The organism is Cobetia sp. 5-11-6-3, from assembly GCF_013374055.1.
Lineage (GTDB): Bacteria > Pseudomonadota > Gammaproteobacteria > Pseudomonadales > Halomonadaceae > Cobetia > Cobetia marina.
The window spans coordinates 127,932-143,019 of sequence record NZ_BLWJ01000011.1 but is presented as its reverse complement, the minus strand read 5'-3'; the positions used below and the strand labels follow the sequence as shown (position 1 = coordinate 143,019).

Sequence of the window (15,088 nt, the reverse complement as noted above, 5' to 3'; positions counted from 1 at the left end):
ACGCCAGCCTGCTCACGCATCCAGTAAATCCGGCACTGCGACAGCTGGCTAGCGAGTTGTAGACACACGCACATCAAGCCCCGGTCTCGGGGCGCGAAAGTGACGTGATAGAAAGAGGCTGCACAACGCTGAAGATCGAATTCTTCAGTGCGTCAGCATTTCGCGCCGGCAAGATGCTCAAAAGTGAGTGATTGGCACAAGCTTGCTGCTCAACCAGCGGTCGCTGCCTCACGCACTGTCGCGATATCTGGCTCAACGCCAGCCTGAGGACTGACCTCAGGGCTTTCCTGAGAACACGCCTCCAATGCCTCGACCTTCTCAAGCTTGCCCTTGCCGGTGACGATGGCTTCCAGGTGATCGCAGAAGTCACTCAGCGCATCACTGACATGACCCGGCGAGCGATGAAGCTCGATTTCCACATGACCAAGCGGCGGCAAGCCTTCGTCATCGCCGACGATACGACAGCCGGAGGGTACGCTGCGCGGTGTCTTGACGGTCAGTGCCAGTCCGGCCTTCACCGGCAGATTGATGCCCGTCGGTGACTGGCTTGAGTAACGCACGTCCCACTGCCGGTCGTCCCGCCCCAAGGCGGCGAAGGCATGCGCGCGGAAGATGCAGCCTTCCGGATTGAGCGCGAGCGGCAGTACCTCCCAGTCTGCAAGGGATTGGTCTTCAGCGACCACCCACACCATGCGCTCGCGCCCCAACAGCCGCCCGGTCTGGGTCGGCCCGTGACGCACCACCAGCACGGCGTCCAGCAAGCCTTCCTGAAAATCATGCACCAGCGACGCGCTGATCTTGCAGGTCACTTCCAGGCGCACTTCGGGGTGATCCGCGGCGAAGCGCGACAGCAATTCAGGCAGGTAGGTACTGGCCTGTTCTTCCGACGTGCCCAGCCGGATGAGCTCATTCTTGCGATCGACCCCAAGCACCTGCCGCGCCTCATCCTGCAGCTTGAGAATGTGCCGCGCATAGGGCAGCAACCGCCCTCCCGACGCCGTGAGTTCTACCCGGCGGCTGGTGCGAGACAACAGCGCTCCGCCCATCTGATCCTCCAGCCGCTTGATCTGCAGGCTGACGGCAGACTGGGTGCGATGCAGCACCTTGCCGGCGGCGCTGAACCCTTCACATTCGGCCACCGTGACAAAGGCACGAAGCAGGTCGGTATCCATGATCTATGAGCCCTCGCAATGCATTTGATCTTGACCATTCATTTCTATTATCAAAACACGCCCTCTAACCTATTCCTACGTTATTTAGCGATCAGGGAACAGGAGGCCGGGCATGAACGCAATCCAGCAGCAGGACAGTGATACCTCTCTCGATGGGCTGATAGATCTTGAACACTACCCCATCCATCGACTGACAGAAGCGCGGGGTCGCGAACTGATGCGCCAATGTCGCGAACAGCTCGCGCAGGATGGCTGCGTCGTGCTGGAGGGCTTCGTGCCTCAGGAGGCGCTGGCACGTCTGGAGCAGGAAACGGAGCGCCTTTCACCGCTGGCGCACTACAACCAGACCGTCACCAACCCCTACAACAGCGACGGTGATGACTCACTGCCTGCATCGCATCCACGCAATCGCTTCGATGATCGCACCAACGGTTTCGTGGCGGGCGACCGGATCGGCTCGGATACCCTGATTCGCCAGGTCTACACGCATCCCGATTTCCAGCACTTCATCGCCAGTGTCGTCGGCATGGACGACATTCACCAATATGCCGACCCGCTCGCGGACCTGGTCGTCAACGTGCTGCGCGATGGCTGCCAGCATCCCTGGCACTACGACACCAACGAATTCATCGTCACCATGATGACCCGCAAGTCCGATGCGGGTGGCCGATTTGAATACGCCGCCGGTATCCGCAGTCCCGAGGGCGAGAACTTCGAAGGCGTCGAGAAGGTGCTCGACGGAGATCGCTCGCGCCTGACCGCCATCGACCTGAAGCCGGGCGACCTGCAGATCTTCTTCGGCCGCTACTCCCTGCATCGCGTCACCCCGGTTCGTGGTGAGCGAGAACGCCATACCGTGATCTTCGCTTACGCCAAGGAGCCCGGGTTCATCGGTCGCCCTGAGCGCGCCCAGCGAATCTTCGGCCGCATGGCGCCTATCCACGAGCGCCTGCTCAAGGAAGGCATGCAGCGCAGCGACAACCTGGCGGACTGACGCGCCAGAAGACGTACGTGATTCATCTTTGCCCAGCGCTTTTTCTGCCCTTTTTCATCAGACCGTGAGCCCAGACTACCCATGAGCATCGTCGACTTTGAACGCCTGACCGACAGCGAACCCGCAAGCTTCCCGATCGTGCCGTCCGCGCCAATGGCCAATGGCGACAGCATTCCCACGGCCTTTGACCCTGTGCAGCTGCGCGGCGGTCGTCTGACCCGCCTGCGCGCCATGATGGCGGAGCAGGGCTACGCCGCCGTGGTGCTGTTTGATCCCAACAACCAGCGCTACGCCACCGGCTCGCGCAACATGTTCGGCTACTTCCTGCGCAACTCCACCCGCTACATCTACGTGCCTCTCGAGGGGCCGGTGATCCTGTTCGAATACCCCGGTAGCGCCCACGTCTCGACCTGGCTTGAAACCATCGATGAGGCGCGCACGTCCAAGGTGGTGTGGTCCGCCGTCAACCAGCGCGACAATCTCTCGAGCGACCCGTTCGGCATCGAGATCGCCCAGCTGGTCGAGGAACATGGTGGTGGCAATCGCAAGGTCGGGCTGGATCGCTGCACCCTGAATCTGGCGCGCTCGCTGGAAGCGCAGGGGCTGGAAGTCTTCGACTGCATGCAGGACACCCTGCATTGCCGTCGCCTCAAGACGCCTGAGGAAATTGCCTGCCTGGCCCAGTCGATGGCCGGTAGCGAGGCCGCGGTTGCCGCCGTGGAAGCCGCCATCAAGCCCGGCGTCACCGAGAATGAGCTGTTCGCCATCATGTACGGCGATGTCATCCGCCAGGGCGGTGAGTTCATCGAGACCCGCCTGCTGTCTTCCGGACCGCGCACCAATCCATGGTTCAACGAGGCCAGCGACCGCGTGATTCGCCCCGGAGAGCTGGTCGCGCTGGATACCGACACCATCGGCTGCCACGGCTACTACTCCGACTTCTCACGCACCTTCCATGTCGGGCCGGGCCGTCCGACCGCCTATCAGCAGAGTCTGTACCAGATGGCGCACGAGCAGGTGCACCACAACATGTCGATCCTCAAGCCCGGCATCAGCTATCGCGAGATCGCCGAGAGCGCCTGGAAGATTCCCGAGCGTTTCCTTGATCGCCGTTACCCCTCGATCATCCACGGCGTCGGCATGCATGGCGAGACACCGCTGGTCGCGCACCACATGGACTTTGATCGCTTCTCCAAGGATGGCGTGCTGGAACCCGGCATGGTCGTCTCGGTGGAAAGCTATATCGGCGAAGTCGGCGCTGCCGATGGCGTCAAGCTGGAGGAAGAGGTGCTGATCACCGAGACCGGCATCGAGAAGATCTCACGCTATCCCTTCGATGAGGCACTGCTGGGGCGTCAATTCTGAGCACGGGTCAATCCAGGCTCACGGCAACCTCAGCTCAAGACAGCACAAGACAGCTCAAGACAGCGACTTTCTCTGCCACATTCTCTACGACTGAACACAAGGCTGAAAACTGACCGATGGATACCCTGACTCACCTGATTGGCGGTGACGCCGTGACTGGCGATCGCACCCTGGATGTGCTCAATCCGGCCACCGCGCGAGCCGTTCGCCGTCTGCCACTGGCTGATGCCGCCATCGTGCAACGCGCGATAGTGGCCGCCAAGGATGCCCTGCCCACCTGGCGCGCCATGCCGCCCGCCAAACGCGCTCAGGTCATGTATCGCTTCAAGACATTGCTGGAACGGGATGCTCAGGAGATCTGCGCCCTGATCAGTGAAGAACACGGCAAGGTGCTCGACGATGCCATGGGCGAACTCAAGCGCGGCATCGAGAACGTCGAATATGCCTGCGGCGTGCCGGAGCTGCTCAAGGGCGAGTATTCCCACAATGCCGGGCCGAGCATCGACACCTGGTCCAACCATCAACCGCTGGGCATCGTGGCCGGTGTCACGCCGTTCAACTTCCCGGCCATGGTGCCGCTCTGGATGTTCCCCATGGCGCTGGCCTGCGGCAATGCCTTTATCCTCAAGCCGTCGGAGCAGAGCCCGTCGGCGGCCAACAAGATGGCCCATCTGCTGCGCGAAGCCGGACTACCCGATGGACTCTTCAGCGTGGTGCATGGCGATCGCGAAGCCGTCGAGGCGCTGATCGCGGCTCCGGAGGTCAAGGCGATGAGCTTCGTCGGCTCGACGCCCGTGGCGCGGAGTCTCTACGAGGGGGGAACCCGTCAGGGCAAGCGAATCCAGGCGTTGGGAGGTGCCAAGAATCACGCCGTGGTATTGCCGGATGCTGATCTCGACAATGCCGCCAGCACCTTGATCGGCGCGGCCTTCGGCAGCGCGGGCGAGCGCTGCATGGCCATCTCGGTGGCCGTCTGCGTAGGGGATGACACCGCGGATGCCCTGATCGAACGACTCGCGCCTCAGGCACGCGCCATGAGCATCGGCCCGGGCACCGAACCCGGGCACGACATGGGTGCCCTGATCAATGCCTCGCAGCGCGACAAGGTCGCCGGCTATATCGAGGCAGGCGCCAGCGCTGGCGCCCAGCTGGTCGTGGATGGTCGCACTCACCCGCTGGTCGAGAGCTCACCCGGTTTCTTCCTGGGCGCAACGCTGTTCGATCGCGTCACACCTGACATGAGCATCTACCGTGACGAGATCTTCGGTCCGGTACTCTGTGTGGTGCGCGTGGCAAGCTTCGAGGATGCCATCGCGCTGATCAATGACCACCAGTACGGCAACGGCACCTGCCTGTTCACCCGCGATGGCGAGGCCGGACGCCGCTTCGCCGACCAGATTGAGGTCGGCATGGTCGGCATCAACGTGCCCTTGCCGGTACCGGTGGCCTTCCACAGCTTCGGCGGCTGGAAGGACTCGCTGTTCGGTGACCTGCACGCCTATGGCCCCGACGCCGTGCGCTTCTATACCCGACGCAAGAGCGTGTCCCAGCGCTGGCCGCAGCGCAGTGCTCAGGAAGCCGCTCAATTCAGCTTCCCGTCCTGAGCCGCATTGCCGGTAAAGCAAACAAGACGCCCGCGCCAGAACTCTGGCGCGGGCGTCTTGTTGCTCGACAGGCTTATCTGTCTTGCTGCTGGGCTTTCTCAGTGCCTGCTGCTCAGCGCCTGTTGCTATACACCTGCCGCTCAGCGATAGCCCAGCATCAAGTCACGGACCAGCGGCGTATCGGCGTCGCGGTGTGTCGGCAGCTCGAATCGGGCCTTGGCGATCGCGGTGCGCGACAGCTCGGCATGTATCAGCATCTCGCGGTCTTCCGCCTGGGCCAGCGTTTCCCCGCGCGGGCCAAGAATTCGTGATCCGCCCCAGAAGTGACTGCCACCCTCGGGCCCGAAGCGATTGGCCATGATGACCGGCGTGCCGTAGGTCATGGCGTAGAACTGGAGATTGATCGCCCAGTTCTGCTCATTGGAGAAATCATCGCTGACGATGCCCGAGGCCGAATTGATCGGCGCGCATAGCACGGTGGGACGCGCGAGCATGGCGGCGTGCACCAGGCCTGGATTCCACAGGTCCGCGCAGATCAGCGAGGTGGCTGACCAGCCTTCGCGCACATCGTTCTGGGTCAGATCGCTGCCGTGGGTGAACAGCTTGCCCTCCTCCAGCCCGCCGTAGGTCGGCAGATTCAGCTTGCGATGCACGGCCTGCAGCGCGCCATGCTGCAGAATCGCCAGGGCGTTGTAGTACTCCCCCGGACTGGCCTCCTCGACAAAGCCCACCACCAGCTGCATGTCGCCCGCGGCACGCGCGAGCATCAGCAAGCGCGGGTCATGCGGCGGAAAGGCCAGATCAATGACCCGACTGCCCATGCCATAGCCCGTCAAAGACAGCTCCGGGAAGACCAGCAGATCCAGATCGACATCCCGCGCCTGATGGATGATGTCGAGATGACGTTCCAGGTTGGCCTCAATATCGCCGAGGGTGGCGTTGATCTGGGCCGCGCCAACGTGCAGGTGATCTTGATGGTGCATGGGCAAGTCTCGGTAATGAAAAGAGAAGGCAACGAACAGCAGAAGCCAGGGTCAGGGTCAGGTAGAAAACCAAGCGAAAGGCCAGGGCCAAGGTCAGATAGCAGGCCAATGAGAATCAAGCGCCGCGCAGAATGTCAGCCGCGGCCGCCCTATTCAAGCCGGTGCGCCCAGCAGCGCCAGCAGCTCGGAGACCGGTCGTGACTCCAGATCCATCACGACATCACGCAGCCTGGCTGCGCGATCTCCCAGCACCGGCTCCGCCAGGGCCTGATATTTGGCCAACACCTGAGCGTCCGTCAGCGGCTTGTCCGGATTGCCCAGCGCCTCATGGTCTGCGCTTTCCAGCACAGCACCATTTTTCAGGATGATTCGCGCACGGGCCCACCGCTCGGCAGGGAAACGGGCATTGAATACGGCATCCTCCTCGATCATCACCTTGCTCGCCAGCGCCTTGAGTCCGGCATCGTCAAGGGCATCGCAGATGCCTTCCACATCCACGCTGCCCCGCCCCAGGGCACAGGCGACCGACCACGGCAGACTGTACTGCGCCTGCTCCGTGGTGTCGGGGTGCGTGACATGCAGCCGCTTGCCCTCATGGAAGGTGATGATCTCGATACGCGTGATGTCGTCAGGCTCACGAGCGGCGTCCGCCAATGACAAGACCGCTTCGACTGCCGGCTGCGCCCAGCGACACACCGGATAGGCCTTGAAGTACTGCTCGAACAGATAATGACGCTGGCCGAGGTCCTGCCACAGCGCGGCGACCTCCGGCGCCGTGACCGTCAATGCCGGTGCTCCGGTGAAGCCATCTTCCGCCAGCAACGCCGCCGAGATGCCGGTCATCGCCCCCCAGCCGGAGCCATCCTTGAGCATGGTGGGGTGATCGATGCAGCGCATCATCTGGCTGCGCGGCCCATAGAACTCGGCGATGCCCAGCGCGTGGTGCAACGTCTCACGATCAAAGCCGCGCAGACGCGCAGTCACTGCGGCCACGCCCAGCGCATTCCAGGCCCCCGACGTATGGTAATCGGGACTCTGGGCATGCAAGGCGATGCCCGCGCGCGTGGCGACCTCGTAGCCATAGGCCAGCAGCGCCAGAAACTCATGCCCGCTGAGTTGTCGGGTTTCCGGGAGTGCCAGCAGGCCGGGCAACAAGGCCACCCCCGCATGCCCCTTGGTCAGCACCTGGCCATCGTGGGCATCCAGCGCATCGATCAACCAGCCACCCTGCAGGGCGACACCGCTGGAAGAGGCCGTACCGCTGGCGAACAACAGCGGCACGTCGCCGCCGTGCTGGCGCGTGACGTAGCGCGCCGCCTTGGCGGCCAGGGGAGTCCGCGTCGCACCTGCCGCGACGCCCAGCAGATCCAGCAGGCAGCGCTTGGCCTGGTGCAGCTGCTCTGCGCCGAGACGGGTGCAGTCGTACGCATGGATCAGAGACAGCGGCTCAGGCGCCACGCAGGCCTTGCCAGATACATGAGTGGCAGACATGGCATGAGGCAGACAATCCGGTGCAGACATGGGACTTCTCCACGGTGGTAGACACGGCAGTGACGAACGGGATGGCGACAGACGCGAGCGAGGCAGACGCGCCCGCCAGAGACGACAAGACCGCCCGCTGGCGGCCTTGTCGTGCTGGCTTGGCCCCTGAGCCTCGCTGTCAGAGGATCAGGCGTACCTGAAGGTCACTTGAGGCCATGCTCCTTCAGGAAGTCCTCGGCGACCTGCTCGATGGTCTTCTTCTCGACATCGACCTGTGCGTTAAGGCTCGCCATGGTGTCGTCATTGAGCTCGGCGGACAGCGCATTCATCTGCGACTCGAGTTCCGGGTTGGCCTTGAGCGACTCCTCACGCACCACCGGCGTCAGGGCGTAGGCCGGGAAGTAGCCCTTGTCGTCCTCGAGCACCGTGAAGTCGAACGCCGGGATGCGGCCATCGGTAGCGAACACCAGGCCGACATCGACCTGACCATCACGCAGTGCCTGGTAGACCAGACCGGAATCCATGCGCTTGACGTCGGCGCGCCCGACACGGAAGTCATAGGCTTTCTGCAGCGGACGCCAGCCATCATCGCGCGCGTAGAATTCGGCGTTCAACGCGAAGGACAGCCCCTTGTCGTCGTTGACCGCCTGCGCGAGGTCCGACAATGAGGCGATACCGCGCTCCTGGGCATCCGACTCACGCATCGCCAGTGCGTAGGTATTGTTGGCCGCAGACGGCTCCAGCCACACCAGGCCCTTCTCGGCGTCCAGCTCCTTGACGCGGGCATAGGTGTCTTCCGGACTCAGGCGCTCACTGACATCGTTGTAGTTGATCAGTGAGGTGCCTGTGTATTCCCAATAGAGATCGATCTGGCCGTTTTCCTGCGCCTGACGGAGTACGGCAGAGCCCATGCCGGAGCGTTCTTCCACGTCATAGCCCAGGCCTTCCAGATACTGCCCTGTCATGCTCGCCAGAATCTGTTGTTCAGTGAAGTTCTTGCCCCCCACCACGATCTCTTCGGCGTGCGCCGTCGAGAGGGAAGCGGCCAGTGCCGCGCCGGTCAGCAGAGTCGTCAAGGTCTTCATGGTGTTCTCCTATCCTGTGAAAAGTCGGTCCAGCTGGTTGTTATTGTTCAGGTATTGCAGTCTGTCACCACGCGCCGAGCGGGCCGGCTCGTGGGTCTTCGTTCATGCCCGCGCCGGGTTGACGCCTCGCGGCACCACGAGGAAGGCCACCAAGGCCACCAGCACATCCACCCCGATCGCCAGCAGCGCCGTGGGAATGGCACCGGACAGCATCATGATGGGGTCATAGAGATCGATCCCGGTAAAGATCAGCTCCCCCAGCCCACCGGCGCCGATCAGGAAGGCCAACGGTACCGTGCCGACATTGATGGCCAGAGCAGTACGAATCCCGGCGAACATGACATACAGCGCATTGGGCAACTCGACCCGCACCAGGCGCTGAAGTGGCGACATGCCGATCCCGGCCGCCGCTTCCTTCAAGGCAGGTGAGACTCCCTTGAGCCCCGTGTAGGTATTGCGGGTGATGGGCAGCAGGGTCGCGACGAACAGACCGAAGACCGCCGGCACGGTGCCGATGCCCAGAAAGCTCATCGACAGTGCCAGCACCGCCAGCGTCGGGATGGTGGTGCCCACGTTGAGCACCTGCATGGCGGATTCGGCGTAGCGCGTCATGCTGGGTCGCGACAGGATGATGCCCAACGGGACCGCGACCAGGATCGCCAGCCCGCCTGAGAGTGCCGTCAACCAGAGGTGTTGTACCGTCAGGAACTGGATATCGGGTATATAGAAGAGAAACTCTTCGATCACGCCACTCGATTGGCTCCAGACCCCGGCCATGAAGATCGCGACCACGGCCACCAGCCGCAGCAAGCCCGTGAATTTCAGTGTCGGCATGGGCTTACTCCTTGTGTAGCGCGGTCGCGGACATCTCAGCCTGCTGGCCCGCAGCCCCGCCACCTGAATGCGCCCGATAGCGAGACCCCAGGTGGTGGGTGATGGCGCGCTGCGTGATCTGGCCAATGATTCGGCCCTCATCATCGACGCACGGCATCCAGGTCATGTCGTTGGCAAACATCAGTGAGGCGACCTTGCGCAGGTCATCATCCAAGGTGACCACGACGGGCACGCTCTGGAAGTGATCACGGCAATGGCCCTTGGAGGTGCGGGCGATGGCGGCACTGATGATCCCGACCGGCTGACGCTTGTCGTTCACCATCACGATGCTGTTCTGGTAGCCGTAGGCCTCGATGCGTTCGAGCGCCGTGGTCAGGGTGTCATCCGGCATGACCATGCCGATGTCTTCGCTGGCCAGATCACGCACCTTGACCAGGTTGAGGCGCTTCAGGGCACGATCCTCTCCCAGGAAGGATTCGACGAAGTCGTTCTTCGGCGCGGCCAGCAATTCATCGGGCGGTGAATACTGCACCAGCTTGCCACCGCGGAAGATGGCGATGCGGTCACCCATCTTGATCGCCTCATCGATATCGTGGCTGACGAACATGATGGTCTTCTTGAGGTCCTGCTGCATCTTGAGGAACTCATCCTGGATCACCGCACGATTGATGGGGTCGATCGCGCCGAAGGGCTCATCCATCAGCATCACGGGCGGATCTGCCGCCAGGGCACGCGCCACCCCGATACGCTGCTGCTGGCCACCCGAAAGCTCACTCGGGTAACGCTTGAGAAACGCATCAGGCTCCAGCGCGATCATGCGCATCATCTCGCGCGCACGCTCGCGATAGCGGGTCTTGTCCCAACCCAGCAGCTTGGGAACCACCGTGATGTTCTCCTCGATGGTCATGTTCGGGAAAAGCCCGATCTGCTGGATCACGTAGCCGATATTGCGGCGCAGGTCCTGGGTATTGAGGTTGGTAGTATCTTCACCGTTGATCAGTACTCGCCCGGAAGTCGGGCGAATGATGCGATTGATCATCTTGAGGCTGGTGGTCTTGCCGCAGCCGGAGGGGCCGAGCAGGATGCAGATCTCACCGCTCGGGACCTTCATGCTGATATGGTCAGCCGCCGTCACGGCGCCTTTCGGGGTATCGAAGACTTTTGTCAGGTTGTCGAGTTCGATCATGAAGCGTTCCTTGTCGTGTTGGCAGAATCGCGCGCGAATGACGCGTCAGGCGGCGGCCGCTGTCGTGCGGTCCATGCCCTTGGGCGTCAGGCGCTTCTGCAGCGCCAACAATGCATAGTCGACGAGGATGGCCAGCACGCTGACCGCCACCGCCCCGACAATCAGCTGACGTGGATCTGACTGGGAAATGCCACGGCTGATGAAGGTGCCAAGCCCCCCGGCACCGATATAGGCCGCAATCGCCATCACCCCGATATTCAGCACCACGGCGGTGCGTACACCGGCCATGATGATCGGCACGGCCAGCGGAATCTCCACCATCCACAGGCGCTGGTTCTGACTCATGCCCACCCCTCTGGCCGCTTCACGCAGCGCCGGGTCGACATTGTTGATCGCGGTGTAGGTATTGCGAATGATCGGCAACTGCGAATACAGCAACACGGCAATCACGGCCGGCACATAGCCGATGCCCTGCCCGATCAACGACAGGATCGGAATCATGATGCCGAACAACGCGATGGAAGGGATCGTCACGATGATCGAGGCGATATACAGAACGGTCTTGGCGGCTCGCTCGTTCTTGGTGATCGCGATACCGATGGGCACGCCCGTCAGGGTGGCGATTCCCACCGCCACCCCGACCAGCGAGATGTGCTCAAGCGTGCGTGTGGTCAAGAGCTCCAGATTGTCCAGAGCATACTGGATCAGTTCCAAGCGAGATCTCCTTGCTTTTATTGTGTTCTGCACAGACTCCACACCGCGACGCACGCCTGATGATCAAAGCTCGAAGCATCAGAGCCCGAAAGATCAGGGCAACAAGGTCAGAGTCGTCAGGCACGACGGAAGCCGGTCGATGTGGGAATCTGCTTAGCTTAGCAAAGCGAGATAGCAGTTATTTATCGATTTGGATGAGTATGCAAAATGCCAGTTATCAAGAACAGTGATCCTCCTTGCCCCATGCGACCCCGAGGGCACGACTGGCCCACCGACGGCAGGTGTCACTGATTCGCTTTGCAGGTTTAGGGCCAATTTGTCACCGCTATCCGCCTCGTACGCGACGATGGTAACAAAAAAGCCAAAACAATTTATAAATCATCCATTTAGCATATATAGACAGGCCCTACCCCCAGCGAAATGACGGTCGTGCAGCGGGCGCGAGCCTTCCACCCCCCCCTCAACTCCATAAGAAAAATGCATACCCTCCGATAACACTCACCCCCTACTTAGGTCCCATGCCTCGCTCCCATAATGGCCCGATATACAACCGTGCTAATGGAGAGATGCCTGCATGTCCCTGACCAATGCCCTGTCCGACGCGCTGCCGCTGACCCTGAGCGAGTCGCCGCTGTCACTGAACCTGATCACCGCTGAAGGCCCCGAGCCGGTCAGCCCGCTGTGGCTGCGCGAGCGCACCCAGGACCCGGAGCAGCTCGATGAGGTCACCACCCAGCGCCTGTTCGATTCGCATGCCATCGACGTCAATCTCGAGTTGACCGCGGCGCGCCCGGTCGATGAGACGCACGTGGAATTCACTTTCAGTGACGGGCATTGCGAGGTGTATGACCTCACCCTGCTGGCGCATGAGCTGCAGGGCATCACGCCGTTCCCCAAGGCCGAGAGCTGGGATGCGGGCATCGATCAGCAGGCGCAGCGCGTCGACTGGGAGAAGATGGGCAACAATGAGGACTTCCAGAAGGCACTGGAGGCCTATCTGCGCTTTGGCTACATCATCGTGCAGAACGTGCCGACCGATCCGGAGCGCATTCTGGAAGTGGCCGGTCACTTCGGTTACGTGAAGGACACCAACTTCGGCAGCTACTTCGAGGTGTATTCGCGCCCAACCGGCAACGATCTCGCCTATCGCAGCGTGGCACTTGGACCGCACACCGATAATCCGTATCGTGATCCGGTGCCGGGCATCCAGATGCTGCATTGCCTGGTCAACGAGACCACTGGCGGCCTGTCCACGCTGGTCGACAGCCTGAATGCGCTCAAGCAGCTCAAGGCCGAGATGCCGGAAGGCTATGAACTGCTGCGTACCACCCCGGTGGGCTTCCGCTTCCTGGATGCCGGTACCGAGCTGACCACGCGTCGCTGCGTGATTCGCGAGAATTCCGATGGTGAGCCCATCGGCGTCAACTACAGCCCGCGTCTTGATCATCTGCCGCACATGTCGCTGGAGAACACGCGCCGCTACCATCAGGCCCGTCAGCGTCTTGGACAGCTGTTCCAGGACCCGGCCAACGAGATTCGCTTCCAGCTCGAGTCCGGTGAGCTGATGATGTTCGACAACACCCGTGTGCTGCATGGCCGTACGGCGTTCGACACCAATGAAGGGCATCGCCACCTGCAGGGCTGCTACATGGACAGCGACGGCCCGCGTGAGCGCTTCGCCACGACCCTGATGCGTCAGCGTCAGCAGCAGGCACAACAAGAAAACCGTGAGGAAATGGCGTAATGGATCAGGTTTCATTCACCCAGATGAAGGACGGCACCGCAGAAGACTATGCGTTGCTCGAGCGTCTTGAGGATCAGTTCAATGAAGGGCTGGTGGAGCGCCTCAAGCTTGCCCTGCGCAAGCTCGATGATGGTCTGAGCGGCTACAAGGTCAGCCGTCTGGAGCACTCCCTCCAGTCAGCGGCACGTGCCGAAGCCGACGGTGGCGATGATGATCTCGTCGTCGCGACCCTCCTGCATGACTTGGGTGACGAGCTGGCGCCCTACAATCACTCGCAGCTGGCCGCCGCCATCATTCGCCCGTATGTGCGTGCCGAGGTCACCTGGATCATCCACCACCATGGACTGTTCCAGAAGTTCTACTACGGTCACTTCTACGGCGAGGACCGCAACGAGCGCGAGATCTACAAGGATCACCCCTGGTATCAGAAGTGTGTGGATTTCTGCGAGCGTTATGATCAGGCGGCCTTCGACCCCGACTATCCGACCCCGCCGCTGGAGCACTTCGAGCCGGCTCTGCGTCGCGTCTTCGCACGCAAGCCCTTCGATCCGGACGTGATCGGCGAAGAGCCCGCCGGCGGTTTCGACAGCCGCGTCTGAACGTGTGGATGGCGGGCGCATGAATCGCGCCTGACCTGCTCCACTCCTGTGCTTGACCATTGCCCCCACTGGCTCGCCCAGTGGGGGCAATGTGGTTTGTGGGCGTTGCGTTGAGCGCACCACGCCAACAGGGGGTTGAACCTCGCCACTCAGCCTTCATCATCGTGGGGCAAGGCAAGTATCCATGAAGACTGTCCCTGATGATGCGGCAGTCTCGCTCCTTGAGACGCATTCCCCCTCCCCGACCCGACAGGCATACACATGGAACACCTCTTCATCTATGGCCCGCTGGGGCCAGGCGGACTCAACGAACATGTCATCGCCAACATCGATGGCGAATGGCGCCCGGCCTATCTGCGCGGCCGACTCGAGAACAGCGATCAGGGTACCGAGCACAACTTCCCCGGGCTGGTGGTCGACAACACGGGGCAGGTGATACGCGGCCACGTCTTTTCCTCACCGCAGCTGCCCGAGCATTGGGACGCTCTCGATGACTTCGAGGGCCCCATCTATCAGCGTCGCGTCACCACCGTCATTCTCGACGACAATCGTGAGCTCGAGGTCTATGTCTATGCGCTGGCGATGTGAGAATCTCCTGCCGGGCAGGCAGAGCGACAAGTGACAGAGCGATCCCCCTGCCTCTGGATCGCGTCACCCTCTCGGCCCCAGCCTCGCCAGCACCCTCGCCCAGGCATCACAAGGAGAATTTCTCATGCAGCTTGAAGGTTCGTGCCACTGCAAGGCCGTCACATTCCAGCTTGAGTCACCGCATCCCTACCCGTACCAGCGCTGCTACTGCTCGATCTGTCGCAAGACGGCAGGCAGCGGCGGCTACGCGATCAACCTGGCGGGCGACGCCGGCACCCTCAAGGTGGAAGGCCGCGAGCACATCTCGATCTATCACGCGGTGATCGACGGGGTCGAAAGCCCGGCGGAACGTCATTTCTGCAAGCACTGCGGCAGTGCACTGTGGCTTTACGATGCCCGCTGGCCAGAACTGATCCACCCGCAGGCGGGGGCGATAGACACCCCGCTGCCCGTGCCACCGGAGCATGTCCACATCATGCTCGACAGCAAGGCCAACTGGGTGGAAGTCCCGCACGAGGTGCGTGATGCCCATCACGCCGAGTATCCCGACGAGAGCATCGCGGCCTGGCATGCGCGAATTGCCGAGCGCGGCACTCAGTAAGCTCAGGGACGCCCTCCAACAGGAACAGGTGCGACCCTGGTCAGGATCAGGTGCGACCTCGCGCCCTGATTCGCCGGGCTGAGCGTTGATGTCACTCGCTGCGTCGCGTATAAGTGCCGCCTATACAAGGCGGCGCT

The 15,088-nt window shown here is 62.0% G+C and carries 14 protein-coding genes; 7 read left to right on the top strand and 7 right to left on the bottom strand.

The window, feature by feature from the left end; genetic code table 11:
- Nucleotides 1-209: 209 nt before the first annotated feature.
- Nucleotides 210-1,172 (bottom strand): LysR family transcriptional regulator, encoded by a 963-nt coding sequence (locus HXS66_RS16050; protein WP_176504045.1) that lies wholly within the window; start codon nucleotides 1,170-1,172, stop codon nucleotides 210-212.
- A 112-nt stretch (nucleotides 1,173-1,284) separates the two neighbouring features.
- Here HXS66_RS16050 and HXS66_RS16045 point away from each other — a divergent pair, with 112 nt between their 5' ends.
- From HXS66_RS16045 to HXS66_RS16035, 3 genes are all read left to right on the top strand, one after another.
- On the top strand, nucleotides 1,285-2,166 hold the full coding sequence (locus tag HXS66_RS16045) for a phytanoyl-CoA dioxygenase family protein (protein ID WP_166018348.1): 882 nt from the start codon (nucleotides 1,285-1,287) through the stop codon (nucleotides 2,164-2,166).
- A gap of 81 nt (nucleotides 2,167-2,247) precedes the next feature.
- The gene (locus HXS66_RS16040; RefSeq protein ID WP_176504044.1) at nucleotides 2,248-3,531 is read left to right on the top strand and encodes a Xaa-Pro peptidase family protein; all 1,284 of its coding nucleotides are present in this window, start codon (nucleotides 2,248-2,250) and stop codon (nucleotides 3,529-3,531) included.
- 116 nt (nucleotides 3,532-3,647) lie between these two features.
- Entirely contained in the window at nucleotides 3,648-5,135 is a 1,488-nt protein-coding gene (locus HXS66_RS16035) for a CoA-acylating methylmalonate-semialdehyde dehydrogenase (RefSeq protein WP_176504043.1), read from the top strand.
- 140 nt (nucleotides 5,136-5,275) lie between these two features.
- Here the strand turns inward: HXS66_RS16035 and HXS66_RS16030 are convergent, their stop codons facing one another.
- The 6 genes from HXS66_RS16030 to HXS66_RS16005 form a co-directional block, all read right to left on the bottom strand.
- Nucleotides 5,276-6,118, bottom strand: coding sequence for a nitrilase-related carbon-nitrogen hydrolase (locus HXS66_RS16030; protein WP_176504042.1), 843 nt, complete (start codon nucleotides 6,116-6,118; stop codon nucleotides 5,276-5,278).
- Nucleotides 6,119-6,271: 153 nt separating this feature from the next.
- Nucleotides 6,272-7,639, bottom strand: coding sequence for an MmgE/PrpD family protein (locus HXS66_RS16025; protein WP_255303313.1), 1,368 nt, complete (start codon nucleotides 7,637-7,639; stop codon nucleotides 6,272-6,274).
- A 164-nt stretch (nucleotides 7,640-7,803) separates the two neighbouring features.
- Entirely contained in the window at nucleotides 7,804-8,685 is an 882-nt protein-coding gene (locus tag HXS66_RS16020) for a glycine betaine ABC transporter substrate-binding protein (protein WP_176504041.1), read from the bottom strand.
- A 102-nt stretch (nucleotides 8,686-8,787) separates the two neighbouring features.
- Complete coding sequence (locus tag HXS66_RS16015; protein WP_176504040.1) at nucleotides 8,788-9,519, bottom strand: ABC transporter permease; 732 nt, start codon at nucleotides 9,517-9,519, stop codon at nucleotides 8,788-8,790.
- A 4-nt stretch (nucleotides 9,520-9,523) separates the two neighbouring features.
- On the bottom strand, nucleotides 9,524-10,705 hold the full coding sequence (locus tag HXS66_RS16010) for an ABC transporter ATP-binding protein (protein WP_176504039.1): 1,182 nt from the start codon (nucleotides 10,703-10,705) through the stop codon (nucleotides 9,524-9,526).
- A 45-nt stretch (nucleotides 10,706-10,750) separates the two neighbouring features.
- Nucleotides 10,751-11,419, bottom strand: a complete 669-nt coding sequence (locus HXS66_RS16005; protein ID WP_107336399.1) for an ABC transporter permease — start codon at nucleotides 11,417-11,419, stop codon at nucleotides 10,751-10,753.
- A 574-nt stretch (nucleotides 11,420-11,993) separates the two neighbouring features.
- On the opposite strand from HXS66_RS16005, the gene HXS66_RS16000 reads away from it, so the two are divergent.
- The 4 genes from HXS66_RS16000 to HXS66_RS15985 all read left to right on the top strand — a co-directional run bounded on the left by HXS66_RS16000 (nucleotide 11,994) and on the right by HXS66_RS15985 (nucleotide 14,951).
- Nucleotides 11,994-13,163 (top strand): TauD/TfdA family dioxygenase, encoded by a 1,170-nt coding sequence (locus HXS66_RS16000; RefSeq protein WP_176504038.1) that lies wholly within the window; start codon nucleotides 11,994-11,996, stop codon nucleotides 13,161-13,163.
- The gene (locus HXS66_RS15995) at nucleotides 13,163-13,762 is read left to right on the top strand and encodes an HD domain-containing protein (protein WP_077373977.1); all 600 of its coding nucleotides are present in this window, start codon (nucleotides 13,163-13,165) and stop codon (nucleotides 13,760-13,762) included. Before HXS66_RS16000 ends, HXS66_RS15995 begins: the two co-directional genes overlap by 1 nt.
- A gap of 261 nt (nucleotides 13,763-14,023) precedes the next feature.
- Nucleotides 14,024-14,350 carry a gamma-glutamylcyclotransferase family protein gene (locus HXS66_RS15990; protein WP_077373980.1) on the top strand — a complete coding sequence of 109 codons (327 nt, stop codon included), beginning with the start codon at nucleotides 14,024-14,026 and terminating at the stop codon, nucleotides 14,348-14,350.
- A 124-nt stretch (nucleotides 14,351-14,474) separates the two neighbouring features.
- Complete coding sequence (locus HXS66_RS15985) at nucleotides 14,475-14,951, top strand: GFA family protein (RefSeq protein WP_176504037.1); 477 nt, start codon at nucleotides 14,475-14,477, stop codon at nucleotides 14,949-14,951.
- Nucleotides 14,952-15,088: the final 137 nt, after the last annotated feature.

Coding starts and splice junctions, on each gene's coding strand:
- HXS66_RS16040 (WP_176504044.1), top strand. CDS start 2,248: ATGAGCATCGTCGACTTTGAACGCCTGACCGACAGCGAACCCGCAAGC.
- HXS66_RS15995 (WP_077373977.1), top strand. CDS start 13,163: ATGGATCAGGTTTCATTCACCCAGATGAAGGACGGCACCGCAGAAGAC.
- HXS66_RS16020 (WP_176504041.1), bottom strand. CDS start 8,685: ATGAAGACCTTGACGACTCTGCTGACCGGCGCGGCACTGGCCGCTTCC.
- HXS66_RS16050 (WP_176504045.1), bottom strand. CDS start 1,172: ATGGATACCGACCTGCTTCGTGCCTTTGTCACGGTGGCCGAATGTGAA.
- HXS66_RS16045 (WP_166018348.1), top strand. CDS start 1,285: ATGAACGCAATCCAGCAGCAGGACAGTGATACCTCTCTCGATGGGCTG.
- HXS66_RS16025 (WP_255303313.1), bottom strand. CDS start 7,639: ATGTCTGCACCGGATTGTCTGCCTCATGCCATGTCTGCCACTCATGTA.
- HXS66_RS15990 (WP_077373980.1), top strand. CDS start 14,024: ATGGAACACCTCTTCATCTATGGCCCGCTGGGGCCAGGCGGACTCAAC.
- HXS66_RS16030 (WP_176504042.1), bottom strand. CDS start 6,118: ATGCACCATCAAGATCACCTGCACGTTGGCGCGGCCCAGATCAACGCC.
- HXS66_RS15985 (WP_176504037.1), top strand. CDS start 14,475: ATGCAGCTTGAAGGTTCGTGCCACTGCAAGGCCGTCACATTCCAGCTT.
- HXS66_RS16015 (WP_176504040.1), bottom strand. CDS start 9,519: ATGCCGACACTGAAATTCACGGGCTTGCTGCGGCTGGTGGCCGTGGTC.
- HXS66_RS16000 (WP_176504038.1), top strand. CDS start 11,994: ATGTCCCTGACCAATGCCCTGTCCGACGCGCTGCCGCTGACCCTGAGC.
- HXS66_RS16010 (WP_176504039.1), bottom strand. CDS start 10,705: ATGATCGAACTCGACAACCTGACAAAAGTCTTCGATACCCCGAAAGGC.
- HXS66_RS16035 (WP_176504043.1), top strand. CDS start 3,648: ATGGATACCCTGACTCACCTGATTGGCGGTGACGCCGTGACTGGCGAT.